This is a genomic window from Nocardiopsis sp. JB363, from assembly GCF_900143625.1.
Lineage (GTDB): Bacteria > Actinomycetota > Actinomycetes > Streptosporangiales > Streptosporangiaceae > Nocardiopsis.
Genome location: NZ_FRFF01000133.1, coordinates 25,448 through 50,642, shown reverse-complemented (window position 1 = coordinate 50,642; position 25,195 = coordinate 25,448). Strand labels below are relative to the sequence as shown.

General features: G+C 68.8%; 24 protein-coding genes and 1 CRISPR repeat array. Of the genes, 12 read left to right on the top strand and 12 right to left on the bottom strand.

Annotation, left to right across the window (positions count from 1 at the left end; genetic code table 11):
* Complete coding sequence (locus tag BQ8420_RS20245; protein ID WP_087100717.1) at nucleotides 1-1,254, bottom strand: cytochrome P450; 1,254 nt, start codon at nucleotides 1,252-1,254, stop codon at nucleotides 1-3.
* Nucleotides 1,255-1,534: 280 nt separating this feature from the next.
* Here BQ8420_RS20245 and BQ8420_RS20240 point away from each other — a divergent pair, with 280 nt between their 5' ends.
* The 3 genes from BQ8420_RS20240 to BQ8420_RS20230 all read left to right on the top strand — a co-directional run bounded on the left by BQ8420_RS20240 (nucleotide 1,535) and on the right by BQ8420_RS20230 (nucleotide 5,352).
* Complete coding sequence (locus BQ8420_RS20240; RefSeq protein ID WP_087100716.1) at nucleotides 1,535-3,358, top strand: serine/threonine-protein kinase; 1,824 nt, start codon at nucleotides 1,535-1,537, stop codon at nucleotides 3,356-3,358.
* Nucleotides 3,359-3,651: 293 nt separating this feature from the next.
* Nucleotides 3,652-4,629, top strand: a complete 978-nt coding sequence (locus BQ8420_RS20235) for a glycoside hydrolase family 5 protein (RefSeq protein ID WP_235006386.1) — start codon at nucleotides 3,652-3,654, stop codon at nucleotides 4,627-4,629.
* Nucleotides 4,630-4,686: 57 nt separating this feature from the next.
* The gene (locus BQ8420_RS20230) at nucleotides 4,687-5,352 is read left to right on the top strand and encodes a lytic polysaccharide monooxygenase (protein ID WP_087100714.1); all 666 of its coding nucleotides are present in this window, start codon (nucleotides 4,687-4,689) and stop codon (nucleotides 5,350-5,352) included.
* 110 nt (nucleotides 5,353-5,462) lie between these two features.
* On the opposite strand, the gene BQ8420_RS20225 is transcribed toward BQ8420_RS20230, so the two are convergent.
* Complete coding sequence (locus BQ8420_RS20225) at nucleotides 5,463-6,167, bottom strand: GntR family transcriptional regulator (RefSeq protein ID WP_235006385.1); 705 nt, start codon at nucleotides 6,165-6,167, stop codon at nucleotides 5,463-5,465.
* A gap of 413 nt (nucleotides 6,168-6,580) precedes the next feature.
* Here BQ8420_RS20225 and BQ8420_RS20220 point away from each other — a divergent pair, with 413 nt between their 5' ends.
* The 6 genes from BQ8420_RS20220 (at nucleotide 6,581) to BQ8420_RS20195 (ending at nucleotide 12,670) form a co-directional block, all read left to right on the top strand.
* Nucleotides 6,581-7,537, top strand: coding sequence for an ABC transporter substrate-binding protein (locus tag BQ8420_RS20220; protein WP_087100712.1), 957 nt, complete (start codon nucleotides 6,581-6,583; stop codon nucleotides 7,535-7,537).
* A 67-nt stretch (nucleotides 7,538-7,604) separates the two neighbouring features.
* Nucleotides 7,605-8,573, top strand: coding sequence for an ABC transporter substrate-binding protein (locus BQ8420_RS20215; RefSeq protein ID WP_087100711.1), 969 nt, complete (start codon nucleotides 7,605-7,607; stop codon nucleotides 8,571-8,573).
* Complete coding sequence (locus tag BQ8420_RS20210) at nucleotides 8,570-9,409, top strand: ABC transporter permease (RefSeq protein ID WP_087100710.1); 840 nt, start codon at nucleotides 8,570-8,572, stop codon at nucleotides 9,407-9,409. Before BQ8420_RS20215 ends, BQ8420_RS20210 begins: the two co-directional genes overlap by 4 nt.
* The gene (locus BQ8420_RS20205) at nucleotides 9,406-10,317 is read left to right on the top strand and encodes an ABC transporter permease (RefSeq protein WP_200816014.1); all 912 of its coding nucleotides are present in this window, start codon (nucleotides 9,406-9,408) and stop codon (nucleotides 10,315-10,317) included. The genes BQ8420_RS20210 and BQ8420_RS20205 overlap by 4 nt, the downstream gene beginning before the upstream one ends.
* A 54-nt stretch (nucleotides 10,318-10,371) precedes the next feature.
* A complete protein-coding gene (locus BQ8420_RS20200; protein WP_087100812.1) occupies nucleotides 10,372-11,157 on the top strand; it encodes an ABC transporter ATP-binding protein in 786 nt (261 codons plus the stop codon).
* Between the two features lie 52 nt (nucleotides 11,158-11,209).
* Nucleotides 11,210-12,670, top strand: coding sequence for an aldehyde dehydrogenase family protein (locus BQ8420_RS20195; protein WP_087100709.1), 1,461 nt, complete (start codon nucleotides 11,210-11,212; stop codon nucleotides 12,668-12,670).
* Between the two features lie 57 nt (nucleotides 12,671-12,727).
* Here BQ8420_RS20195 and BQ8420_RS20190 read toward each other — a convergent pair whose 3' ends face one another.
* Nucleotides 12,728-13,315: a TetR/AcrR family transcriptional regulator gene (locus BQ8420_RS20190; protein WP_087100708.1), complete on the bottom strand. Its 588-nt coding sequence runs from the start codon at nucleotides 13,313-13,315 to the stop codon at nucleotides 12,728-12,730.
* Between the two features lie 160 nt (nucleotides 13,316-13,475).
* On the opposite strand from BQ8420_RS20190, the gene BQ8420_RS20185 reads away from it, so the two are divergent.
* Nucleotides 13,476-14,345, top strand: coding sequence for an NAD(P)H-binding protein (locus tag BQ8420_RS20185; protein WP_087100707.1), 870 nt, complete (start codon nucleotides 13,476-13,478; stop codon nucleotides 14,343-14,345).
* 73 nt (nucleotides 14,346-14,418) lie between these two features.
* On the opposite strand, the gene BQ8420_RS20180 is transcribed toward BQ8420_RS20185, so the two are convergent.
* From BQ8420_RS20180 to BQ8420_RS20170, 3 genes are all read right to left on the bottom strand, one after another.
* Nucleotides 14,419-14,832, bottom strand: coding sequence for a DUF6221 family protein (locus tag BQ8420_RS20180; RefSeq protein ID WP_235006384.1), 414 nt, complete (start codon nucleotides 14,830-14,832; stop codon nucleotides 14,419-14,421).
* A 76-nt stretch (nucleotides 14,833-14,908) separates the two neighbouring features.
* Nucleotides 14,909-16,015 (bottom strand): ferric reductase-like transmembrane domain-containing protein, encoded by a 1,107-nt coding sequence (locus BQ8420_RS20175; RefSeq protein WP_087100706.1) that lies wholly within the window; start codon nucleotides 16,013-16,015, stop codon nucleotides 14,909-14,911.
* A 224-nt stretch (nucleotides 16,016-16,239) separates the two neighbouring features.
* Nucleotides 16,240-17,019, bottom strand: coding sequence for a hypothetical protein (locus BQ8420_RS20170; protein WP_235006383.1), 780 nt, complete (start codon nucleotides 17,017-17,019; stop codon nucleotides 16,240-16,242).
* A 170-nt stretch (nucleotides 17,020-17,189) separates the two neighbouring features.
* Between BQ8420_RS20170 and BQ8420_RS20165 the strand changes: the two genes are divergently transcribed.
* A complete protein-coding gene (locus tag BQ8420_RS20165; RefSeq protein ID WP_087100809.1) occupies nucleotides 17,190-18,086 on the top strand; it encodes a DUF817 domain-containing protein in 897 nt (298 codons plus the stop codon).
* Between the two features lie 22 nt (nucleotides 18,087-18,108).
* Here the strand turns inward: BQ8420_RS20165 and BQ8420_RS20160 are convergent, their stop codons facing one another.
* From BQ8420_RS20160 to BQ8420_RS20150, 3 genes are all read right to left on the bottom strand, one after another.
* On the bottom strand, nucleotides 18,109-19,830 hold the full coding sequence (locus BQ8420_RS20160; protein ID WP_087100705.1) for a SulP family inorganic anion transporter: 1,722 nt from the start codon (nucleotides 19,828-19,830) through the stop codon (nucleotides 18,109-18,111).
* 1 nt (nucleotide 19,831) lies between these two features.
* A complete protein-coding gene (locus BQ8420_RS20155; RefSeq protein ID WP_369825521.1) occupies nucleotides 19,832-20,200 on the bottom strand; it encodes an ArsR/SmtB family transcription factor in 369 nt (122 codons plus the stop codon).
* Nucleotides 20,201-20,276: 76 nt separating this feature from the next.
* Nucleotides 20,277-21,209 carry a LysR family transcriptional regulator gene (locus BQ8420_RS20150; RefSeq protein ID WP_087100808.1) on the bottom strand — a complete coding sequence of 311 codons (933 nt, stop codon included), beginning with the start codon at nucleotides 21,207-21,209 and terminating at the stop codon, nucleotides 20,277-20,279.
* 69 nt (nucleotides 21,210-21,278) lie between these two features.
* Between BQ8420_RS20150 and BQ8420_RS20145 the strand changes: the two genes are divergently transcribed.
* Nucleotides 21,279-22,508: an MFS transporter gene (locus BQ8420_RS20145; protein ID WP_087100703.1), complete on the top strand. Its 1,230-nt coding sequence runs from the start codon at nucleotides 21,279-21,281 to the stop codon at nucleotides 22,506-22,508.
* 18 nt (nucleotides 22,509-22,526) lie between these two features.
* On the opposite strand, the gene BQ8420_RS20140 is transcribed toward BQ8420_RS20145, so the two are convergent.
* The 3 genes from BQ8420_RS20140 to BQ8420_RS20130 form a co-directional block, all read right to left on the bottom strand.
* Nucleotides 22,527-23,306, bottom strand: coding sequence for a thioesterase family protein (locus BQ8420_RS20140; RefSeq protein ID WP_087100702.1), 780 nt, complete (start codon nucleotides 23,304-23,306; stop codon nucleotides 22,527-22,529).
* Nucleotides 23,307-23,539: 233 nt separating this feature from the next.
* A CRISPR array of direct repeats spans nucleotides 23,540-23,691; the repeat unit is 29 nt; unit sequence GTGAGCCCCGCGCACGCGGGGATGGACCG.
* Nucleotides 23,692-23,812: 121 nt separating this feature from the next.
* Complete coding sequence (locus tag BQ8420_RS20135; RefSeq protein WP_087100701.1) at nucleotides 23,813-23,998, bottom strand: DUF397 domain-containing protein; 186 nt, start codon at nucleotides 23,996-23,998, stop codon at nucleotides 23,813-23,815.
* Nucleotides 23,995-24,804 carry a helix-turn-helix transcriptional regulator gene (locus tag BQ8420_RS20130; RefSeq protein WP_087100700.1) on the bottom strand — a complete coding sequence of 270 codons (810 nt, stop codon included), beginning with the start codon at nucleotides 24,802-24,804 and terminating at the stop codon, nucleotides 23,995-23,997. Before BQ8420_RS20130 ends, BQ8420_RS20135 begins: the two co-directional genes overlap by 4 nt.
* Nucleotides 24,805-25,195 lie beyond the last annotated feature (391 nt).

The window sequence follows — 25,195 nt, the reverse complement described above, 5'->3', positions numbered from 1 at the left end:
CTACCGCTCCCCGGTGGTGACCGGGAACGTCGCCAGTCCACGAACGGTCAGTGTGTCGCGTCGGGTGGGCATCGCCGTGGGCCGCAGCCCCGGAACCCGCCGGCTCAGAGCTCGCAGGGCGATCACGCCCTCCAGCCGGGCCAACGGAGCTCCCAGGCAGTAGTGCGCCCCGCCGGAGAAGGACAGGTGCTCGGCGGCGTTGGCGCGGGTGATGTCGAAGCGGTCGGGTTCGGTGAAGTGTCCGGGGTCGCGGTTGGCGGACCCGATCAGGCACATGACCTGTTGGCCGGCGCTGATCGGAACGCCTTCGACCTCGGTGTCGTGGTGCGCCCAACGCCCGGTGAGTTGGACCGGTGAGTCGTAACGCAGAACCTCCTCCACGGCACCGCCGGCCAGTTCCGGATCGGCGACCAGACGTTCCCACTCGTGGCGGTGGCGCAACAGCGCCATCACCCCGTTTCCGATCAGGTTCACCGTGGTCTCGAACCCGGCCACCAGCAACAATCGGAACATGGCGCCCAGCTCGGTCGCGCTCATTCGTCCGTCATCATGCTGGGCGACCAGGTCGGAGAGCACGTCCTCACGCGGGTCGGCTCGACGTTCGACCATCAAACGCTCGATCAACATGTCCAACTCCGCCGTCGCCTTCTGGATCTGGCGCAGTTGACGCGCCGAACGGGCCCCGTCCAGGGCCGTGCCGATGACGTTGCCGATGCGGTCGAAATCGGCCTGATCACGTTCGGGAACGCCCAAAAGGCCACTGATCACGATGATGGGCAGGGGCTGGGCGAAGTCACGCATCAGGTCGAACTCACCGCGTTCCAGGGCGCGGTCGAGGAGATCCTCGGTGATCTTCTCGATCTCGACGCGGTACCCCTCCATCCGACGCGGGGAGAACGCCGGGCGGGCCATCTTGCGCAACCGGGTGTGGTCGGGAGGGTCTTGTTGCAGGAACGACAGATCCATCACGTTGAACTGCTCGGCGACATTGAAGTCGCCGTGTGGGCGGACCCCGAAGTCGCGACTGCGCAGGATCTTCTCGATCGCGGCGCGGGTGGTGGCGGTGAGGAAGGGCAGCCGGCTGGGGACCACCGGACCCCGCTCGCGCAGACGCCGGTAGGTGGGAAAGGGGTTCTCCCGCCAGGGCCAGTGCAGGAGCCGACTGGGATGGTCCCCGGTCTGGGCCACCACCCAGGACACGCCGTGGGCCGTGCGCAACTGGGCGTCGGTACGCAGGGTGTCGAGAGTCTTCACGGGCGCCTCATCCTGTCGGTGATGTCCTTGGACACTAAGTCGGCCTTCCCCCTCGGGCCCCTTCGCTCGCATGGTTGGCCGTGTGTGGCCAGGTGGGAACCATGGGCCCGGTCCTGCTCGTTCCCCGTGCCCTTCCACCCGTCCTGCCGGTGGCGGCGCGAACACCCTGGCCCGGCACCGGATCACACTCGTCGACGGTGGTTCGGGTGGGGGCACCACGCCCTAGACTGGGGCCTCGTTCCACATAGGACAACGCTGTACAGGCCGGAGGTAGAGGACGTTGGGGCCGCTAGAGAGCATTGATCCGGAGCGAATCGGCCGGTACCGGCTGATCGGGCGCTTGGGCGCCGGTGGCATGGGTCAGGTGTTCTTCGGACGCTCGGCCGGCGGCCGCGCCGTCGCGATCAAGCGCATTCACCCGCACCTGGCGGCGGACACCTCCTTCCGGGAGCGGTTCGCCCGCGAGGTGAACGCGGCCCGCCAGGTCAGTGGTGCGTTCACCGCACCGGTGATCGACGCCGACCCCGACGACGAGGTGCCGTGGCTGGTGACCTCCTACGTCCCCTCGCTTCCCCTGGACGAGGCCGTGGAGGCGCACGGCCCGCTACCGGAGGCATCGGTGCGGGTGCTGGCGGCCGGTCTGGCCGAGGCGCTGGTCGAGATCCACCGGGTGGGGTTGATCCACCGCGACTTCAAGCCCGGCAACGTCCTGCTGGCCGAGGACGGGCCGCGGGTGATCGACTTCGGGATCGCGCGGGCCACCGACGGCACCGCCGCCACCCAGTCGGTGATCGGCACCCCGGGCTTCATGAGCCCCGAGCAGGTCCAGGGCGAGCCGCTCACCCCCGCCAGCGACCTGTTCGCCTACGGGGCGGTACTGGCCCACGCGGTCTCGGGGGGCGGGCCCTTCGGCGAGGGCAACATGCCCACCATGGTCATGCGCATCATCAGTAAGGAACCCGACCTGTCGGGTGTGCCCGAGTCGCTACGGCACCTGTTGGCGGCCTGCCTGTCCAAGGACGCCAAGGGTCGCCCGAGCCCCGGCGAGATCCTGGACTACCTGGGCGACGTGCACGTCGGCCAGGCCTGGCTCCCGCCCGCGGTGATGATGGGCGTGCAGGAACAGGTGGCCAAGATCAACAAGGCCCTGGCGACTTCGCCCGTCGATCCCGGTGCCACCGGTGATCACCAGCGCACCGAGGGGCTGGGCGCCGGAGGCGCCGCCGCCCTGGGCGGGGTGGCCGGTGCGGCCGCCGGAGCCGCCGCGGCCGGCGCGCTGAGCGATGACCAGTCCACCCGGGTGGCCCCCGCGAGCGGACAGGGGCAGGACCCCTCGGCCGGGGCGACCTCGGTCCTGGGGAACCAGGGGCAGCAGACCGGTCAGGGCTACCAGCCCACCCAGCAATATCAGCAGGGTTACCAGCCCACCCAGCAGTTCCCGGGCACTCAGCAGCAGCCCGGCGGCCCTCCGGCCACCGGGGGCTACGACGCCACGCGGCAGCACCAGCAGCCCGGGGGAGACGACCCCTACGCGGACCTGTACGGGGAGCGACGTGGGGCGACCGACCCGCGCCAGGACCAGCGGAGGCAGGCCGAGGAACAGCGTCGCCGGCAGATGGAGCAGCAACGCCGGCAGCAGGAGGAGCAACAGCGCGCCCGGCAACAGGGTGAGGAGCAGCGGCGCCGCCAAGAGGCCGAACGTGCCCATCGTGACCGGATGCGCGCCGAACAGGACGCGGCCCGTCGGGCGCAGTCGGAGGCCCGCCGCGCGGACCAGCCCGGCCTGTGGGGCTTCGTCAAGGTGTTGCCGCTGTTGATCCTGCCGCTGATCCAGATCCCGCTGGGCTACGGGGCGGCGCTGGGGTGGTCGTGGTTCACCACCGAGACCGACGTGTGGACGGGTGCCTCGTACTACTTCGAGCCTTGGAGCATGGACTCCTTCTGGCACGCGACCATGCTGGGCTACTTCATCCTGAACAACCTGGTGGCGCTGGAGTTCCTGGTGCGCTCGCTGCGGACCTCGTACGTGACCGGCGCGGTGCTGGCGATGGGGGTCATCGCGGCGACCAACGGGCTGCTGTACAGCTTCGGTTTCTGGGCCTGAGGCCCGGTACCGGACAGAATCGAACCGGCCGAAGGGGGGGGCGGGGGACCGAAACGGTCCCCCGCCCCCACTTATTGGTGTGATCAGTCGGTGTCAACGCAGCTCGTGATGGTTCCGGCGCTGAGTGTCCAGTTAACTTAACGTGTGCTCAGTTGAGCTGTGAGTGAAAGATCAGCCCGAAACCCTATTGTGGCGGGGTTTTTCTCTTGTTAAGTTGCACCACAAGCGCCATGGGAACGCTCCCAAATCGTGTTCTCGCGAATGGTAGTCACAAAGACCGACGGAGAAGCACAGTGCACCGACCCCGCTCACTGGTGTCCCTGGCGGCTTTCGCCCTGACCCTTCCCCTCTTGGCCCACGCCGCCCCCGCCGCGGCCGAGACCGGGTTGCACGTCGACGACCAGGGTCGCTTGACCCACGCCGACGGCACCGACCTGATCATGCGGGGTGTCAGTCACCCCCACGCCTGGTTCACCGACCGCACCCCCACCGCCCTGGCCGACATCGCCGGACTGGGCGCCAACACCGTGCGCGTCGTCCTCAGCAGCGGCGACCGCTGGGACCGCACCGACGAAGGCCAGATCCAGGACCTCGTCGCCCAGTGCGCCGACCTGGGCCTGGTGTGCGTGCTGGAGGTCCACGACACCACCGGCTACGGCGAAGAGCCCGAGGCCGCCACCTTGGACCAGGCCGTCGACTACTGGCTCGACGTCCAGAGCGCCCTCGACGGCGCCGAGGACCACATCATCGTCAACATCGGCAACGAGCCCTACGGCAACGACGAGGCCACCAACCAGTACTGGGCCGCCGACACCTCCGACGCGATCGTGCGCCTGCGCGAGGCCGGCCTCGACCACATGCTGGTCGTGGACGCCCCCAACTGGGGCCAGGACTGGCAGGGCTCCATGCGCGAGTCCGCCCCCGAGGTCGCCGACGTCGACCCCCACGACAACACCGTCTTCTCCATCCACATGTACGGCGTCTACGAACAGGAGTCGACCGTCGTCGACTACCTGGAGCACTTCACCGACGCCGGACTGCCCCTGATCATCGGCGAGTTCGGCCACGAGCACAGCGACGGCGACCCCGACGAGGACGCCATCATGGCCCACGCCGACCGCCTGGGACTCGGCTACATCGGCTGGTCCTGGAGCGGCAACAGCGGCGGCGTGGAGTACCTCGACATCGTCGAGGACTTCGACGCCGACCGGATCACCGAATGGGGAGAGCGCCTCTTCCACGGCCCCAACGGCATCGCCACCGGCGGCTGAGGAACGCGCTCCGTTCACCACCGAACCCCGCGTACCCCCCTCGAAAGGACACCCCCCATGAGAACCCTCGCCAGGACCGGAGCTCTCACCGCCTCGGCCGCCCTCGTCGGCGGCCTGGCCCTGACTCTGAGCGCGGAGTCGGCCGAGGCGCACGGCGCCTTCACCTACCCGGCCAGCCGTACCTACGCCTGCTATGCCGATGGCATCGAGGGCGGCCAGGGCGGCAACGTCGAACCCACCAACCCCGCCTGCGCCGACGCCTTGGACGAGGGCGGCAGCTACCCGTTCTGGAACTGGTTCGGCAACCTGATCAGCGACGCCGACGGCCGGCACCAGGAGGTCGTGGCCGACGGTGAGCTGTGCGGGCCCACCCCCGACTTCGCCGCGTTCAACGCGGTGCGCTCGGACTGGCCCACCACGTCGCTGCCCTCGGGCCAGACGGTCGAGTTCCACCACAACGCCTGGGCCCACCACCCCGGCACCTTCTACACCTACGTCACCAACACCGGCTGGTCACCCGACTCCCCGCTGAACTGGTCCGACCTGGAGCTGATCAGCGAGGTCACCGACCCGCCGCTGAGCGAGGGCGGGGTCGAGGGCGCCGAGTACCGCTGGGACGTCGACCTGCCCGAGCGCTCGGGGCAGCACCTCGTCTATGTGGTCTGGGAGCGCTCCGACAGCCCCGAGGCCTTCTACAACTGCTCCGACGTGGTCTTCGACTAGGTAGCGTCCGGATCCCGTCGGATCCCGTCGGTTCAAGACCCTCTCCGGAGGGTCGGGGCCCGGTCTCGCAGGAGGAGGCCGGGCCCCGACCCGTGCCGGGCGCGGGCGCCTCAGCGGCCCCGGGGGGCTTGGCCGAGCAGGTGGATCAGGGCGCGGCGGGCCGAGTCCACGTGCTCCTCGGCGGCCCGGGCCAGTGCCTCGCTGGGGCCACGACTCATCAGGCGCACCAGTTCGTGGTGTTCGCCGACCAACAGGTCGCGGTAGTGGGCCTGGTCGTGTTCGATGCGGGTGAGCTGGATCAGGCGCACCTGGGAGCGCACGCCGTGCCAGGCGTCGGTGAGACGGCTGTTGTCGGCGATGGCGTAGACACGGTCGTGGAAGGCCAGGTCCAGGGCGATCAGCGTCAGTCCGTCGGCGTCGCCCTCCAAGGCCCGCCCCATGGCCTGGACCAGTGATTCCAGTTCGGCCAGCTGGGCCGGGACGATGCGGGAGGCGGCGCTGAGGGTGGCCAGCCGGTCCAAGGCGGCCCGCACGGTGTAGACCTCGTCGACGTCCCGGGAGCGCAGGTCCATCACCCGAGCGCCGCGGTGCCACTCGCTGCGCACGAGCCCCTCGCGTTCGAGGACGGCCAGTCCCTCGCGTACCGACCCGCGACTCACGTCCAGGGAGGCGGCCAGTTCGACCTCGCGCAGGGGAGAGCCGGGGGAGACCCGTCCGTCGAGGATGGACTCCCGAATACGGTCGGCCGCCTCGTGGGCCAGGCCTCGCCTGCGGACTCGTCGCATTCCGCTGTTACCGCCATCGTCTCGTGCCACGTCGCAAAAGTGTACGGCGTACGCGACCGTGGACACGAATCTTTCGGGTCTCAGTACCGCTTCGATGTACAAATGTTGACATTGGGACAACACAGGGTCGAATATGGGGCCCCGTACGGGGTTTCGACTCCGTGGTCCGGGTCCCGTCCTGACCCGGACCACGGGCTCTTCGATTCTCTCAGGGCGCCCCGGCCCTTCTTGACGCCCGCGCTCGTTCGCGGCGCCCATTCCTCTCGCGCGCCCCTCCGAAGGTGCTGCCCAGGCTCGGTCATCCGACCTTTTCGCTGTTCACGTGTCTGAAATGTGCCTCATGCACGCCTTGACCTGGTGATCGGGATCACTTATGTTCACTTTAAGAACACGTGTTCGCAAAGCGTACATCCCTGTGTGTCGCGCCCCCTGTTGGAGATCCCATGCGTCTGTCCCCGGCACTCGCGGTCGCCGCCTCCGCCGCGCTCCTGGCCACCGCGGCCTGTTCCCCCTCCGAGGAGGGCACGAACGAAGGAGAGCTCACCACCGTCACCGCCGGCGTCATCCCCATCGTGGACGTCGCGCCCATCTACCTGGGTGTCGACCAGGGGTTCTTCAGCGACCGCGGCATCGACCTGGAACTGGAGTCCGGTTCCGGCGGCGCCGCCATCGTCCCCGGTGTCATCAGCGGCGAGTTCGACTTCGCCTTCAGCAACGTCGTCTCGCTCATCGTCGCCCGCGAACAGGGCCTGCCACTGACCGCGCTCACCAACGGCGTCACCAGCGCCGGTGAACAAGGCGCCGACTTCGGCGGCGTGTTCGTCCTCGACGACAGCGACGTCAACGGCGCCGCGGACCTCGAAGGTCTGACCGTGGCCGCCAACAACCTCAACAACATCGGCGACACCACCGTCCGCCAGTCCGTGCGCGCCGACGGCGGCGACCCCACCGCGGTCGACTTCGTCGAACTGCCCTTCCCCGACATGCCCGCCGCACTGGAGACCGGCCAGATCGACGCCGTGTGGGCCGTGGAACCGTTCGCCTCCACCATCCGCGAGGCCGGACACCGCGAGATCGCCTCCAACTTCGTCGACACCCACCCCGACCTGTCCGTGGCCGCGTACTTCACCGGTGAGGACCGCCTGGCCCAGGACCCCGAACTCTTCGCCGACATCACCGCCGCGCTGGAGGAATCCCTGGCCTACGCCGAGGACAACCCCGACGAGGTCCGACGCATCCTCGGCACCTACACCGAGATCGACGAGCAGGTCATCGAACAGATGGTCCTGCCCCGATTCCCCGCGCAGATCAACGACGAATCCGTCCAGACCCTGGCGGATCTGATGGTCACCGACGGCCTCATCGACTCCGAACCCGACCTGGACGCGCTCCTTCCCTGATCCCCTGAACCACCCCCCGCCCCGCTGCCAGTGTCCCCGTCCCTGTCCCTGTCCCTGGAGAGAACACATGACCGCGAACAAGACCAGCCTGGGGGTGCTCGCCGCCGGCGCCGCACTCACCCTGACCGTCACCGCCTGTGGCGGCGAGACGGACAGCGCCGCCGACGAGGGTGGACTCACCCCCGTCAGCGTGGGCGTACTGCCGATCACCGCGGTCGCCCCGCTCTACCTCGGCGTGGAACAGGGCCTCTTCGAAGAACAGGGCTTGGACGTGACCATCGAGACCGGCGGCGGTGGCGCCACCACCGTGCCCCGCGTGGTCAGCGGCGAACTCGACTTCGCCTTTGGCAACCTGGCCTCCGTCATCATCGCCCGCGAACAGGGCCTGCCCCTGACCCTGGTCGCCAACGGCATGACCACCACCGGCGACGCCGCCACCGACTACAGCGCCCTGGTCGTTCCGCCCGACAGCGACGTCACCGGAGCCGCCGACCTGGACGGCGCCACCGTGGCCATCGACAACCTCAACAACATCGGTGACACCTCCGTGCGCAACTCGGTGCGCGTGGACGGCGGCGACGCCACCGACCTCGAATTCATCGAACTCGCCTTCCCCGACATGCCCAGCGCACTGAGCAACGGCCAGGTCGACGCCGCCTGGGTGGTCGAGCCCTTCCTGACCATCGCCCTGGAACAGGGCGCCACCGAGATCGCCGGCAACTTCGTCGACCTGCACGAGGACCTGTCCGTGGCCGCGTACTTCACCGGCGAGGAACTCATCCAAGGGGACCCCGAGACCGTCGACGCCTTCAGCGAGGCCATGGACGCCTCCCTGACCTACGCCGAGGACAACCCCGAGGAGACCGCCCAGATCCTCACCACCTACACCGAGATCGACGAGGCGATCATCGACGACCTGCGCTGGCCGCGCTTCCCCACCGACATCGACGGTGACGCCGTGGCCACCCTCGCCGACCTGATGGTCACCGACGGCATCATCGACGCCGATCCCGACCTGGACACCCTCATCCGATGAGCACCGCCACCACGACGGCCCCGACCCCGGGCGGCACCCGCCGCCCGGGCGCTCGGGCGCGCACCGCACCCAACCGGCCCCTGCTTGGCCTCCTGGGCATCGCCGCCTTCCTCCTGCTGTGGGAGGCCACACCCCGCCTGGGAGTAGTGCCCGAACGCTACTTCCCGCCCGTCTCCGAAGTCCTGCTCACCCTCGCCCAACGCGCGCTCACCGCCCCGTTCTGGGAGGCCGTGGGACACACCCTGTACGGATGGGCCCTGGGTCTGGCCATCGCCTTCGTCGCCGCCGTCCTCCTGGGCTTCGCCCTGGGAGCGGCACCGCGCGTGCGGGCCTTCACCACCTCCACCGTCGACTTCCTACGCCCCATCCCGTCGGTGGCGCTCATCCCGCTGGCCGTGCTCATGTACGGCACCGACATCCGCTCCACCCTGCTCCTGGTGATCTACGCCTGCTTCTGGCTCATCTACATCCAGGTGCTCTACGGGGTGGCCGACGTCGACCCGGTCGCCGAACAGACCGCCCGCTCCTACGGACTGGGCCGCCTGGCCCGCATCCGCTACGTCGTGTGGCCCACCACGCTGCCCTACCTGATGACCGGGCTGCGCCTGGCCGCCGCCGTCGGGCTCATCCTGTCCATCACCGCCCAGCTCATCATCGGCTCACCCGGCATCGGACAACAGATCACCACCGCCCAACAGGGCAACGCCATCGCCCTGGTCTACGCCTGGATCATCGCCACCGGCATCCTCGGCGTGGTCATCAACATCGGTGTGCGCGCCCTGGAACGCCGCGTCCTGCGCTGGCACACCTCGGTGCGCGGGGAGGCCGACACATGAGCCGCACCACCCTCGGCCAGGCACAGCCCACGCCCGAGAACACCCACACCCCGTCTCCCAAGGCGGACCCGACCGAACAGGAGAGCCCCGTGGCCCGCACCCGGCGGCGCCGCCCCGGCAACCGCGGACCGGCCGGAGCGGCCCTGCGCACCGCGCACGTCCTGCTCCTGCCCGCCGTGCTCATCGGCGTGTACTGGGCCTTCACCGCACAACCCGGCGCCGGCTTCTACACGCCCACCCCGGCCGCCATCGGTACGGCCTTCGTCGAACTGTGGTTCTCCGACCGCTTCTTCGTCGACGTCCTGCCCAGCCTGGGACGCCTCGCCGTCGGCTTCGCCCTGGCCGCCCTCATCGGAGTCGGCCTCGGCGTCCTGCTGGGCCTGGACGCCCGCGTACGCGCCACCATCGAACCCGTCCTGGAGTTCCTGCGCGCCATCCCGCCGCCCGTCCTGGTGCCGCTGATGATCATGCTCGCCGGCATCGACGACACCATGAAGATCACCGTCATCGTCTTCGGGTGCGTGTGGCCCATCCTGCTCAACACCGTCGAAGGCGTGCGCGCCGTCGACCCCGTCCTGTCCGACACCGCGCGCTGCTACGGCATCACCGGCACCACCCGCCTTCGCGTGCTCATCCTGCGCTCGGCCAGCCCTCAGATCATGGCCGGTCTGCGCCTGGCACTGGCCCTGGCCATCATCCTCATGGTCATCAGCGAGATGTTCGCCAGCTCCAGCGGCCTCGGCTTCGCCATCGTGCAGTTCCAACGCACCTTCGCCATCCCCGAGATGTGGGCCGGCATGGTCCTGCTCGGCATCATCGGTTTCGTGCTGTCGTCCCTGTTCGAACTCGTCGAAGGTCGCGTCCTGGGCTGGTACCGCGGCCTGCGCGCCGCACACCGGGGAGAGTGACTCATGACCACCACCCACGAACACACCCCGCACCACCTGGGAGAACGCTCCGCCATGCTCAAGGTCACCGGTCTGCAGAAGATCTACAACGGGGGCGCCACGGCGGTGGAGGCCGTGCGCGACCTGACCTTCGAACTCGCCGAAGGTGAACTGGTCTGCCTCGTGGGGCCCTCGGGCTGCGGCAAGACCACCCTGCTCAAATGCATCGCCGGGCTCATGGCCCCCACCGACGGCACCGTCGAACTCGCCGGACAGCCAGTGCTCTCACCCCCACCGGGCATGGCCGTGGTCTTCCAGGAATACGGGCGCAGCCTCTTCGCCTGGATGAGCGTGAGCGACAACGTCGAACTCCCGCTCAAGGAGAAGAAGCTTCCCAAGGCCCGCCGAGCCGAGCTCGTCGCCGAATCACTCGCCGCGGTCGGCCTGACCGAATTCGCCGACGCCTACCCCTGGCAGCTCTCCGGCGGCATGCAACAGCGCGTGGCCATCGCCCGCGCCGTCGCCTACGAGCCGCAGGTACTGCTCATGGACGAACCCTTCGCCGCCGTGGACGCCCAGACCCGCGCCGACCTGGAGGACCTGGTCCGCGAACTCTGGAAGCGCCTGGGCGTGACCGTCCTGTTCGTCACCCACGACATCGACGAAGCCGTCTACCTGGGCGAACGGGTACTGGTGCTGTCCAACTCACCTACAGTCGTCCAGGACGACATCACCGTCGACCTGCCCGCCGAACGCGACCAGCTCACCACCCGCCAGGACGAACGCTTCACCCAACTGCGCGCCCACGTCTACGCCCAGATCCAACAGGCCAAGAAGGGCACCACCGCGCCCGCCGCCTAGAGCCTGCCCCCTCTGAACGGCCGCATCACCAACGAAACACAAGGAGCCCACCGTGAGCCTGCTCGACGTCGACAAGTTCACCTCCGCCGTCTTCACCGGCACCTGGACCCCCGCCAAGGGAGGCGACACCGAGGTCGTCTCACCCTCTTCGGGGACCGTCCTGGGCCGCATCGGCATCGCCGACGCCGACGACGTCCACGAGGCCGCAGAACGCGCCGCCAAGGCCCAGGTCGCCTGGGCCGCCACCTCCTTCGAGGAACGCGCCGCCATCCTGCGCCGCGCCGGAGACATCCTCAACGCCCACGCCGAGGAGATCTCCTACTGGCTGAGCCACGAAGGCGGCGCCGCCGCCGGCATGGCCGGCTTCCAGGTACACGTGGCCTCCGAGGAGTGCTACGAGGCCGCCGCCCTGGCCTCCCAACCGCACGGCGAGATCCTGCGCACCGCCAAGCCGCGCCTGAGCTTCTCCCGCCAGGTGCCCGTGGGCGTGGTCGGCGTCATCGCACCCTTCAACGTCCCGCTCATCCTGGGCATCCGCTCCGTGGCACCGGCGCTGGCCGTGGGCAACTCCGTCATCCTCAAGCCCGACCCGCGCACCGCCGTCTGCGGCGGCGCGGTCCTGGCCGAGGTGTTCCGCCAGGCCGGGGTGCCCGAAGGCGTCTTCCAGGTGCTGCCCGGCGGCGCCGAGGCCGGCCAGGCCCTGGTCGCCACCCCGCCCGTGCGCGTCATCTCCTTCACCGGATCCACACCCGCCGGCCGCAAGGTCGGCGAGGCCGCCGCCCGTCACCTCAAGCGCGCCCACCTGGAGCTGGGCGGCAACTCGCCCCTGGTGATCCTGGACGACGCCGACGTGGACGCCGCCGCCTCCATCGGCGCCTGGGGCTCCTTCCTGCACCAGGGCCAGATCTGCATGACCACCGGCCGCCACCTGGTGCACGAGGCGATCGCCGACGCCTACGTCGAAAAGCTCGCCGCCAAGGCCGAGGCCCTGGTGGTGGGCAGCACCGAACAGGACGGCTCCGCCCTCGGTCCCGTCATCGACGCCGGCCAGCGCGACAAGATCCACGGACTGGTGACCGGCAGCGTCGAGGCCGGGGCACTCCTGCGCGCCGGCGGCACCTACGACGGCCTGTACTACCGGCCCACCGTCCTGGACCACGTCACCCCGACCACCGAGGCCTACGCCGAGGAGGTCTTCGGCCCCGTCGCCCCGGTGGCGCGCTTCTCCACCATCGACGAACTCGTCGAGCTGGCCACGAGCACCGAGTACGGACTGTCCCTGGGCGTGATCACCACCAACCCCATGCGCGGGCTGGAGATCGCCGACCGCATCCCCAGCGGCATCGTGCACATCAACGACCAGACGGTCGACGACGAGGCGGTGGCGCCCTTCGGTGGGGTGGGCGACTCGGGTACGGGCTCGCGCTTCGGTGGCACCCGCGCCAACCTGGAGGCCTTCACCGAGACCCAGTGGGTGACCATGCAGGCCGACCCCGCCCGCTACCCCTTCTAGGCCGGCCGGGTCGTTTCGGGGCCCGACCGGGCCCCGAAACGACCCGCGTTACCCGCGTTACCCGTGCTGACCACGGATCCCGTCGAGGAGGAAGGCGGTGCGGCGGTCGTACGCCTCCCGGGACGGGCGGGTGCCGTGTTTGAGGGCGAGCGCGTTGTCGACGATGAGCGCGTGGAGGTCGTCCGTCGTGAACCCGAATCGCAGGGTTCCACAGGCGTGACCCGCCGCGACGAGTTCGTCGTTGATCTCTCCCGCTGCCCGACAGATGTCCATGAGCTGTTCTGAGTGGGGATATTCCTGCAGCAGGACGTCGTTGGCGGTGGGTTGGCGGTACTGGAGATCGCGGATCGCGGTGAGGTAGTACGCGACCCGTTCTCCAGCTCCTTCGAGGGAGCGCGCGTGATCGATGACGGCGTGGAGCTCGTTCGCGACGACCTCTTCGATGACGGCTTCGATGAGTCCGACCCGGCCGCCGAACCGGTTGAAGATGGTGCCCTTGCTCACCCCAGCCGCCCTGGCCACCTCTTCCAGCGGCACACTCAGGCCCCGCCCCTGGAAGGCGTCGATCGCGGCACGGCGGATCTGCTCAGTGTTGCGCCGGGCGTCCGCGCGCAGCCGAGGTTTCGCGGGTGTCCCACCTGTCATGGTCCCTACCGTCCCTCGCTACCGCCAGCGTAATTTGACTCGTGAGGTCAGGTTATCTACCGTCGACGACGGATGCGAAACTGACCCCACTGGTCAACTTGCGTGACGGTGTGCCACCGAGGCGCACGCCAGTGCGGGCACACAGGGAAGGGCCGCGAACATGATCGTCGTCACCGGTGCCACCGGCTCCCTCAACGGGGCCACCGTCGAGCACCTCCTCAAGCGCCTGCCGGCCGAGCGGATCGGCGTCAGCGTGCGCGACGTCGCCAAGGCGCGGCACTTCGCGGACCGCGGTGTGCGCGTACGACAGGCCGCCTACGATGACCCGGCCGCGCTGCGCCACTCCTTCGCCTGCGCCGACCAGGTGCTCCTGGTCTCCGGCAACGACCCGACGGCCGACATGGTGGGCCTGCACCGCAACGCGATCGAGGCGGCGGTCGCGGCCGGCGCTCGGAGGATCCTGTACACGAGCCAACAGGGCGCCGCGGCCGAGGGCCCCTACCCCCCGGCGGCCATCCACGCCGCCACCGAGGAGATCCTCGCCGGTTCGGGGGCCGGGTGGACCTCCTTGCGTTACGGCTTCTTCGGGCACGACTTCGAAGCCCTGCTCGGGCCCTGGCGACGAACCGGGGCGATCGCCGCCCCGGCCGACGGGCCCGTCCCGTGGACCGCCCCCGCCGACCTGGCCGAGGCCGCGGCGGTCGTTCTCTCCGGTGACCGCTCCTTCGACGGGGCCATCACCCTGATTTCCGGCGAGGCCGTCACCCTCGACGACTTCGCCGCTCACGTCTCCCGACTCAGTGGCCGCACCATCGAACGCGTCGTCGTGGACGACGAACAGTGGGTCGCCGATCAGGTGGCCAACGGTGTTCCGGAGCAGGCGGCCCGCTTCATGCTCACCATGTTCCGCGCGACCCGCGAGGATTACTTCGCCGAACGGGATCCGCTGTTGGCCGAACTCCTCGGTCGTGAACCCCGAGGCGTCGCCGACCAACTCGCCGACCAACTCGCGGAGCACATCGACGCCTGAAGGGCTCGGGCGACCGATCGAGGGCGAGCGCCACGGGATTCCTCGGCCCCGGACATGGGCGCCGAAAAAGGACTCACCGTCGTGGGGGAGCCTCCCGAGGAGACCATTCCGGACGATGATCGGGGTGATCGGAGAACGGAAGGGCGAGCAGGGGAAGAATGAATTCCTCGTACTCGCGGAGCAGGATCTCCCTTTCCGGATGTTCGACCATATCGGCGTGGAGCAGTTCGTACTGTTCGAGGAGACGCCGGGTGGACTCCAGGGTCCGGAGTGCGTGCGCGGGGTCGTTCCGGGTGATGTGCTCCGAGCGCGCGCGGTCGACCCGCGCGTCTTCTCCTGAGGTCGGCGTCACGGTGGCACCATCGGCGGACTCCACGCGGTCCGGCCGCGCGGACCACGTTCGCGCGGCGGAGGAGGCCCCCGCGGCCAGCGCGCCCCGCCACCCTTCATCCGTGCGCGCCCACAGGAACGAGAGCAATGCGTCCAACGAATCCCCCTGATCGTTCCGGTGTTCCCCGATGGCTTCGTGCGTCGGGGAACACCGGACCATTCTTCGAAAAATCCTACAGCGGGTGTTCGGAGTCACTTCGATCGGAGGTGGGGTCCAGGGGTGACTCCTTCTGCCGCGACCCGGGTTCGATTCCTTCGGTTCGCGAGACCCGCTCCCCGCTCGACCTCACGGCCAGGGCCACCGCGCCCATCACCGTCAGCACGACCACGAGCCCGCCCCAGACCATGGGCTGAGTGATGAGCATGTCCCCGGACTCCTGCCCGGGGGTCCTGCCGCCGTCCCGGCCGGTGACCGTGACCAGCAGGACCACGACCACACCGGCCGCCGCCAGCAGCCGACCGCCCAGCCGCAGCAGGGGACCGGCGCCACCGCCGAGTTCGGTGCGGGTGAGCCTCTCCTCGCGTCGCAGCGGTGTCAGCAGCCGGGCCAGGAACAGCAGGGCCACCGGAAGTTGAAGGCCCCACACGAGGGTGCGGAACCAGCCGTCGAACCACACGTTGGTGCCGTACAACAGGGTGTGCCACGCGCTCAGGACGTAGACCAGGATGACGAACCGGTGCAGCACCCGCCACAGGCGCGAACCCGTCCACGCCCGAATGTAGAACGACAGCCCCAGGGGGATCGCCAGGTAGAGGGCGATCAGGCCGAGGAGGATGGCGACCTGGCCGGTGCCGGTCGCGTACCCGCCGGGGACGAAGACGTCGACGAAGGCCGACCACACCAGCCGTCCCGAGGACAGGCCGTCCTCGTTCTGGCGGAGCAGTTCCAGGAAGAACGCCAGGGCGTGGGCGAACATCAGTCCGATGGTGGTGATGCTGGTGACCCGGTGCCAGAGCTCCAGGCGGGCGTGGGAGACCGGCGACCACGACACCGGCCGGGTCGAGCGCAACAGCCCGAGCATGACGGTGATCCACGCCCACAGCATCGCCGACCAGCCGAAGGCCTGGCACGCCCAGTACAGCCAGTACATCCGAGCGTCGGCCAGGTAGGGCATGACCTCCAGGGTCGCCGAGGTGCCGTCGTCGATGCGCCGGTACAGGACCACGAAGATCACCGCGGTCACCACCAGGGCGGCGGTGGAGTCGAGGAGCAGAGTGCGCAGGTCTGCGCGCAGCGTCCGGCGGTCGAGCCGGGGTCGCGGTCTGGCGGGGGAGGACATCACGGCTCCAGGTGAGGGGTGGGGATATCCGGTTCCGAGGAAGGGGAGGGTGACCGGGGGAACACGGACCGAAGTGGAACGCTAGCGGAAAGTCGACGTCGAGCCCAGGCCTGTTGAGTGCTCAATCATCGTTGTTCGGGCAGCATGGTTCCTGTGAGCTGGGAAAATATCATGCAAGCGCTTACCAAGAAGAAAGCGCTTGCCAGGCTTTGGGGTGGGTGCGCCTACTCGCCGGAGCAGGTCTCGATGTCATCCCACCCCAGATCGGTTCGGCGCCAGCTCGAAGTGTCGTGGAAATCGATGGTCTCGTTGTCCACGGTGACACCGCCGTCGTCGTAGTGGCCGACGCGTTGGTCGACCCCACCGTCGCCCGCGGTCTGGAAAACCTGGAGTTCGGCTCGGCCGTCACCGTTCTGGTCACCGGCCCGTATCCCGTACACGAACCCCTTGAAGTCGATGCGAAGGGGGCCGACCCTCTCGCTGGTCAGGTCGCGGGACAGTGGTCCGAAGTGCACCTCGTGGATCGGCATGTCCTCCACCGGGTCATCGCCCGAGTGCGGCGCCGACCAGAACAGGGCCAGATCGACGTGGCCGTCGCCGTCGAAGTCCCCGAGCGTGCCCCGTGTCTCTCGGTCCGGATCGTCCACGCGCACGATGCCCACCAGACGGGACAGGGTGTCGTGGAGGTCGGTCCGCCAAGCGTCGCCGCCGCCCTCGACGGTGATCACGCCTTCTCGATCCGGGTCGCGGACCTCGTCCAGGTGGCCGTCGCCGTCCACGTCGGCGTGCAGCACCGTGCCCTCGGATTCGGAGCACACCGCCATCGGGGCGTGGTCCCAAGGTCCCGGCGCCGCGGGGGCGGGTGCGAGGGCGAACCAGGCGATGGTGAACACGACGGCTGTGGCGGTGACGGCAGCGATGATCTGAAGGGGGCGGCGGTGTCGCTCCGAAAAGGGGCGTGAGTCGCCGACTCCGGGGGTTCGGGGATCTCGGGGAGTCGACATTCCGACACCGTAGACCGACGGGGAGGTCACCTCAACCCATCTTCCTCCCCATGCCCGCGCCGGGTCACGGCGATCCCGTGGGGCGAGTTCGTGGGGCCTGGTCCGGCCAGCGTCGAAAGGCGCTGATGCTCGCGCCCGGCCACCACGCGGCCGCCCCTACGATCGAGCGCATGACGAAAGAGCACCCCCGGTCCTTGACCTCCCTCGAACGGCGCCTGGACACGTGGGCGAACAGGCGACTGGAAGCCCTCCAAGGACGTGTGGGCGGGGGAGTGCTGGAGTTCGTCGTCTTCACCCTCAAGCAGGCCTGGGCGTGCGTCTTCGGCGCCGCCATGCTCGTCCTGCTGATCGCCACCCACCTGTGGTATCCCGAGAGCGTCGCGCTCTCGCGCAGCGATGCCCTGGTCATCGGAGCGGTCGCCATCCAGGCGCTCATGCTGATCCTGCGCCTGGAGAGTGGACGCGAGCTCTGGGTGATCGTGCTGTTCCACCTGGTCGGCACGGCCATGGAGATCTTCAAGACGTCCGTGGGTTCCTGGGAGTACGGCGGCGACGGGCTGCTGTGGATCGCCGGGGTACCGCTGTATACCGGGTTCATGTACGCCGCCGTGGGCTCGTACATGGTGCGCGTGTTCCGCCTGTTCGACCTGCGTTTCGACCACTACCCGCCGCGTTGGGCCACCGCCCTGCTGGGCCTGGCGATCTACCTCAACTTCTTCGGCCACCACTACCTGTTCGACACCCGCTGGGTGCTGCTGGTCCTCATCGTGGCCCTGTACCTGCGCTGCACCATGCACTTTCGCAACCACCGATCCCGCCCCTGGCGGCGCATGCCCATCCTGGTCGCGTTCGGCGGCGTGGCCTTCTTCATCTGGATCGCCGAGAACATCGCCACCGCCGCCGGATCCTGGCTCTACCCCCACCAGGCCGACGGCTGGCAGATGGTCTCCCCGGCCAAACTGGTCGCCTGGCTGCTGCTGATGATCATCTCCGTGGTGCTGGTGACCTTCGTCTACCGCCCCCGCCCCCTGCACATCCCACCGCAGGACCACCAACTTACCCGGTGAGGCCGTGGCCACCCCGACGGACTCAGGCGGGAGCAGTCCCTTCGTGGCCCAGGGTTCCTCGCTCTCGCAACAGGCCGTGGGCGAAGTCGATCGCCTCGGGGGTGCTGCCGAACACCGACCCCCGCTCGAACAACCGGGCGACCGCCCCCAGCGAGGTCAAAGCCCGCGTGTGGTCGGCCCGCACCCCCGAGAGCAGCACGGTGATGCCGCGTCGTTCCAAGCGCTCGATCGCGTCGCCCAACACCAACGCCCCGGTGGCGTCCACCGTGCTGACCCGCGACATCCGCAGGATCACCACGGACACGTCGGCCACCTCGGTCAACTCCAACAGGAACCGGTGCGCTCCAGCGAAGAACAGCGGCCCGTCCAGCCGGTAGGCCACGATGTGCTCGTCCAACAGGGCGCGTTCGCGCACACCGTGGTCGCCGGACGGCCCCTGGGACAACTCCACCCGGTTCAGGCGGGCATCGCGCGCCACCGCGCGCAGGGCCAGGAACGCGGTGACCGCCATCCCCAGCAGTACCGCCGTGACCAGATCCAGGGCCAGGGTGGCCACCGCGGTCAGCACCAACACCACGGCGTCGCCCCGAGTGGAACGCATCATCGCGCGCACCGACCCCACTTCGACCATCCGCACGGCCGTGGCCAACAGGACACCGCCCAGCGCGGCCATCGGCACCATCCCCACCAACGGGGCGGCGAGCAGCACCACGACGGCCAACACCAGGGCGTGCGAGGCCGCGGCCAGACGACTGTTGGCACCCGAACGCACGTTCACGGCCGTTCGCGCGATCGCGGCGGTCGCCGGCACACCACCGAAGATCGGCGCGACCAGGTTGGCCACGCCCTGCCCGAAGAGTTCGCGGTCGGGGTCGTGCCGTTCGTCGACGCGCATCCCGTCGGCCACCGTGGCCGACAGCAACGACTCCAGCGCGGCCAGCGCCGCCACCGCCAGGGCCGCGCTCGTCAGCGGTCCCACGGCGGAAGGGTCCAGGAACGACAACGAGGGCGCGGGCAGACCCGTGGGCAGGGCGCCGATCGTGGGCGTGGACAACGGGGTCAGGTGCACCAACAGGGTCACGGCGGCCACCGCCAACAGCGAGAAGGGCAACGTGGGTCGCCACCTCGCCCCCACCAGCATCACCGCGGCCACGCCCAGGGCGATGAGCAGGGGCGTCCAGTCCGGGTCGGCGCTGAAGTCCACGACCAGGGAGATCGCACCGGCCAGCACGTTGTGTCCCTCTGGTTGGGGCAGACCCAGCACGAACGGTGCCTGCTGGAGGGCGATGACGACGGCGATGCCCAGGGTGAACCCCTCGATCACCGGAGCGGGGACGTAGCGCATGTACCGGCCGCCCCGTGCCCAGGCCAGGGCCAGCAGGATCAGCCCCGCCATCATCCCCACCATGAGCACACCCGTGGGCCCGTGCACGGCCACGATGGGCACCAACACCACGGTCATGGCGCCGGTCGGTCCCGATACCTGGAGGTTGGAGCCACCGAACACGGCGGCCAGGAACCCGGCCACGATCGCGGTGACCAGCCCGGCCTGAGCGCCGAGTCCGGAGGAGATACCGAAGCCCAGGGCCAGCGGCAGCGCGATGATCGCGACCGTCACCCCGGCGAGCAGGTCCCGGCCGGGGGAGCGGCGCATGGTGGTGAAGTCGGAGCGTCGGGGCAACAGCGCGCGCGTGTTCGCCCACAGCCTCCGCCCGATGCCCGGGGCGGGAGTCGTCTGCGTCATGTCAGCTCTCACGCAGCTCCGCCAACAGTTCCTCACGGCCGGTGCTGAGTTCGGTGAGGATGCGGCGGGCGGCGCCCAGGAGGTCGGCGACGTCGGCACCGGCCAGTTCGTAGACCACGGTGGAGCCCTCGCGTCGGGAGGTGACGATGCCCGAGCGGCGCAGGACCGAGAGCTGTTGGGAGAGGTTGGAGGGTTCCACGTCCACGTCGGCCAGGAGTTCACGGACGGGTTTGGGGCCGTCCTGGAGTAGCTCCAGGACGCGGATGCGGACGGGGTGGCCGAGCATGCGGAAGAACTCCGCCTTGGCCTGGTAGAGGGGACGGTGCACAGTAGGCCTCGGGTTCGGGGACGTGATGATCACATCCACCATATGCTTAATTGAAGAAATCTTCACATCGTCATGACGTGAACCCGGTGGGCGGGGTCGGACGCGGCCGGTGGCCCGATCACCCGGTCAGGTTCGGAAGGACCTTCGGGCCCACCCGGCACACGTACTCGCGGAACAACGCCACCGCCGGGGGTTCGTAACCACCGCCCGAACCCGCACTGGGCCACGCGATGCCCACCGGCCGTTCGGCCTCACCATCGATGATGACCAGCTCCACCGTGCCGCCCAACGGGCCCCTGGGGCGGGCCGGTAGCACCGACACCCCCAACCCCGCCGCGACCAACCCCCGGGCCGTGTTGATGTCGTCGGCCTCGAACGCCACCGTGGGCGTGAACCCGGCCCGATCGCTGAGCCGATCGGTCAGGTGCCGCACCCCCCGACCCGGCTTGAGCAGGATGAAGTCATCGCGCGCCGCCGCCAACGACACCTCGCCCCGCCCCGCCAACGGATGCCCCTCGGGTACCACCAGACGCAGGTACTGGGTCTGCAACACCTGGGAGACCAACCCCTGACCCGAGGGCAGGGGAGAGGTCAACGCCAGGTCCGCGTCTCCCGACGACAACCGCCGCAGCGACTGCGCCCACGGCTCCTGGGTCAGGGTGAAACGCACCCCCGGATGCTCGGCGCGAAAGCCCCGCAGCAACACCGGCACCACCTCCACCCCCAGCGTGGGCAGGAACGTCAACGCCACCCGGCCCTCCTCGGCGCCGGTGAGCTCGGCCACACCCTGGCGTAGATCCTCCAGCGACCGCTCCACGTGCGGAAGCAGCGTCCGCCCCGCCCGGGTCAGTCGGATCCCACGCCCGGTGCGTTCGATCAACGCGATGCCCAATTCCTCCTGAAGTCGGGCCAAAGCCCTGCTCAGCGTGGGTTGTGGCATGTCCAGGGACGCAGCCGCGTGGGTGATGTGCTGGGTCCTGGCGATGGCCGACAACATCCGCAATCGGGGCGCCAACACATGGGTCAGGTCGTCCAGCTCAGCGCTATCCATGCAGATCAGTATGCACGAACGTGAAAGCATGCATTGGACGTATGAAAGCGGGCTTCCTAGCGTTGAACCATGACCGTGACCAGCGTGCCACCCTCGACCGACCCCAGACCCAGGGCCGGCACCTCCGCCTACCGGCGCACGGTCATCGCCCTGATCGCCGCCGCCGTCGCCACCTTCGCCCAACTGTGGTCGGTCCAGCCGATCCTGCCCGCCATCGCCTCGGGGTTCGGCACCTCCGCGGGCCAGGCCGCGCTCACCGTCTCCCTGGCCACCGGCGGCCTCGCCGGCTTCACCCTCATCTGGAGCGGTGTCGCCGACCGTATCGGCCGCGCCCGCGTCATCGGCCTCTCCCTCCTGCTGGCCATCGTGCTGGGCACCGCCGCGCCCTTCGCCACCGAACTCTGGACGCTCCTGCTCCTGCGCACCCTCCAGGGCGCCGCCCTGGGCGGGGTCTCGGCGGCCGCCGTGGCCTACCTCGCCGAGGAGATCCACCCCCGCGACGCACCCAAGGCCACCGGCCTGTACATCGCCGGTAACCCCCTCGGCGGCATGGGCGGACGCCTCCTGGCGGGCTTCGCCGCCGAACACGGCGGCTGGCAGTGGGGCATCGCCGCCAACACCATCCTGGGCCTGGTCGCCCTCGTGGTGTTCGTCCTCGTCCTGCCCCGACAGACCAAGGGCGCGCCCGCCACACGCCCCGCCTCGACCGACGACACCCTCGGCATGGGCAGCCGACTCAAGGCCGCCATGACCACCCCCGGCCTGGTGCCCATGTACGCCCAGGCGCTCCTGCTGATGGGCGCCTTCATGGCCGTGTACAACGTCCTGGGCTTCCGCCTCACCGACGAACCCTTCGGCCTGTCCCAGGCCGTGGCCTCACTGCTGTTCCTGTCCTACACCGCAGGCATGGTCGGCTCAGGGATGGCCGGATCGGCCACCCTGCGCTGGGGGCGCTACGGAGTGCTCACCACCGCCACCGTCCTGCTCCTGATCGGACTCGGCGGACTGTTCACCACCTCGATCATCCTGCTGCCGGCCACCCTGTTGCTGCTGACCTTCGCGTTCTTCTGCGCCCACGCCACCGCTTCGGCCTGGGTGGGATCCCACGCCACCACCGGCCGCGCGCAGGCCACGGCCGTCTACACGCTCGCCTACTACCTGGGTGCGAGCCTGTTCGGGTGGTTGGGAGGCGTGGTCTACGACGCCGTGGGCTGGAACGGAACCGTCGCCCTGGCCATGACCCTCACCGTGCTCGCGGGCCTGTGCGCCCTACGCCTGCGCCGACTCCCGACCTCCTGAGACACCCACCCGTGACCGCTACATGGGGCGGACGGTGAGGCTCTGCTCGGCGCGGCCGACCTGCCCCCGCCGATCGTGCAGGGCCGAGCTGGTCAGACCCAGCCCCGTGGGGCCGAAGGCCACCGTGGTGTCCAGCCCGACCCAGTCCCCCTCCGGCTGCCGGAACAGGTGCACGGTGAGGTCGACGTTGGGGAACATCCACTCCAGGGGAGATTCGCGCACCGCGACACCGTTGGCGGTGTCGACCAGTTTGACGAAGGAGGCCACCGGGCCGGCCTTCTCGCCGGCCACCAGTTCCACGTCGGTGGAGAGCCACGCCGTGCCACGCCCCGGTACGGAGGGGACGACCGGGCGAGCGTCCAGGGAGGCGATGTACCCGCCGGGCCAGATCGAGCTGAGCGGCTTCTTCGCCAGGCCTTCCGGATCGGGCAGGGGGTCGGCTCCGCCGCCCTCGATCGTGCCGGTTTCGCCCGCCATGAGCGACCATGCCCGTGCCCGCACCGCGGTGCGGTCCCCGATGTGCACCAGCGCCTCGACCAACTCGATGGTGCGCCCGGGACGGATGGTGTTCACCTCGATGCGGCACTCGTCCATCGCCAACGTGCCCAGGATGTCGAAGCTGATCCGGGAGAGCTGAAGGCCCCGATCGGCGGTGTGGGTTTCGATGGCGTGGGTGATGAGACCGCCCAGCGGGCTGAAGTGCTGCTCGGCGGTGTTCCAAGCGCCGCTGACGTGCTCGGTGGGAACGAAACGGTCAGCGCCGGTCCGGACGAAGTAGGCGTTCTGGGACTGGGACAAGGAGTTCTCCTGCGCAACGGGGTCATGCCAAGTGCATCCTCCCCGATGCGCCTCGACCCGGAAGCCGCCACCCCCACTCCAAGCGAGCAGGTTCGGGGCCAACGTGAGCGAGCCTCAGAGGTCATGGTCGTTACCTGTCTCAGGCCAAAAGCTCCCGTAGGATCATCAGCAGTTGCACCCCTCAGTGCTTGATAACGCGAAGATAAAGTCTCGCGTTGTCGCAGGTCATTAACTGTGAGCCCCGCGCACGCGGGGATGGACCGACCCCATTTCGTCAATCAAAAGGAGCCGCGGGGTGAGCCCCGCGCACGCGGGGATGGACCGTGAATCCGAATCTAACCGCGCCAACCCTCTTGGTGAGCCCCGCGCACGCGGGGATGGACCGGAGTGACGGGCCTTTGGTCCTGGTGGTCGGTAGACCCCCGGGGTAGCCTGTGCCCGCTGAACACAAAACCGGACCCCACCAACTCCTCTGGTGGGGTCCGACTCATGTCAAAGCGATATCGCTAGACACGTGCTGCGGTGCGGAGCAGGGTCGCCCACTCCGACGCGGGCATCTCCAGGTGGCCCAGCTCACGGTTCTGGGTGTCACGCATGAGCACCTGGGAAGCGCCCGTATCGCTGCGCGCCTCCACACAGTTGCCGCCCTGGCCGTTGCTGTAGCTGGACTTCTTCCAACCATCGGTCATCATGTGATGCTTCCTCGAATCTCTTCCATCCGGGATCGTGACGCGGGCACAGGCAGAGCGAAGCTTCGCAGGTCCGCGAATGTTCGCTCATAGCTTGCCACGATCTCGGGTTCCTTGAGGGTCATGCCCGTCTCTTGGCCCTCGACGTAAGCGAAGGGGCTGCTGTCAGGGGCAGTGCTCAGCCTAAACGACCCGCTCAGGCCCGCGTGATCCTCGGTGTCGGTTGGGATGATTTGGATGGTGATACGGGGACGATAGCTCAGCTCCAATAGGTGGCTAATCTGCGCGGGCATCACCTTGGGGTTAGAGAACCGGCGACGGAGAACCGACTCATCCAGTATCACGACCATCATCGGCGGGTGTTCCCGGTCAAGGATCTGTTGCCGGAAAAGACGCGCCTGGACAATCTGGTCAATCTGCCCTGGTGAGGCATAGGGGGACGCAAGCTCACTGATCGCCCGCGCGTACTGTTCAACCTGCACCAGTCCAGGCACAAGCCCGAGCGCGTATTCACGGATCTCGATAGCGACCTGCTCATCCTCAGCGACTTCACGGAAGTACCCGATCATCCCTGTTGGGGAGAACGCTGCTTCCCATGCGTTCAGCAGCACCCCGTGAGCGATAAGAGCTGCGTCTATTCGTTCCACTTGCTCGCGTCGTGTCCCTTTCCTCCCTCCCTCTAGTTCGCTGACGGTGCTCTGCGCGATCACGGCAGCTTTGGCTAGCTCCTGTTGCGTCATGCCTGATAGGGCACGGTATTTCTTGAGTAGCTTACCGAAGCGCTGCCGGGCGGAATCGCTTGATCCCACACCTCACCACCAATATCACCGGGCTATCAGTTTGTATCGCTTGCCATAGGAACGTAAACGTTCTGTGCGATGAATATAGACCAACCTGGCCAGCAGTGGAAGAGTCCCTTTCAGGCACCTCACCGTGCCGATCCCGCTTCGGGGAGTACCTGAATCGGGGACCAGCTCAGCGGATCTTCGTCTGGGGAGATGTGGGGTTCCTGAGCTGAACCGGCCACCCTACGAGTGACACGGCCCGTGGGGTGGCCACCTCGAACACCCCGCCCTCCACGGGGCGGGAGCAAGAGTCGACCCGTCTCAAACGATTCGGTGCGAGACGGGTCGACCACCACACAAGAAAAGCCCCGGTGACCGAAGTCGAAGGCGGTCGCCCGGGACTGTAGCCCCACCC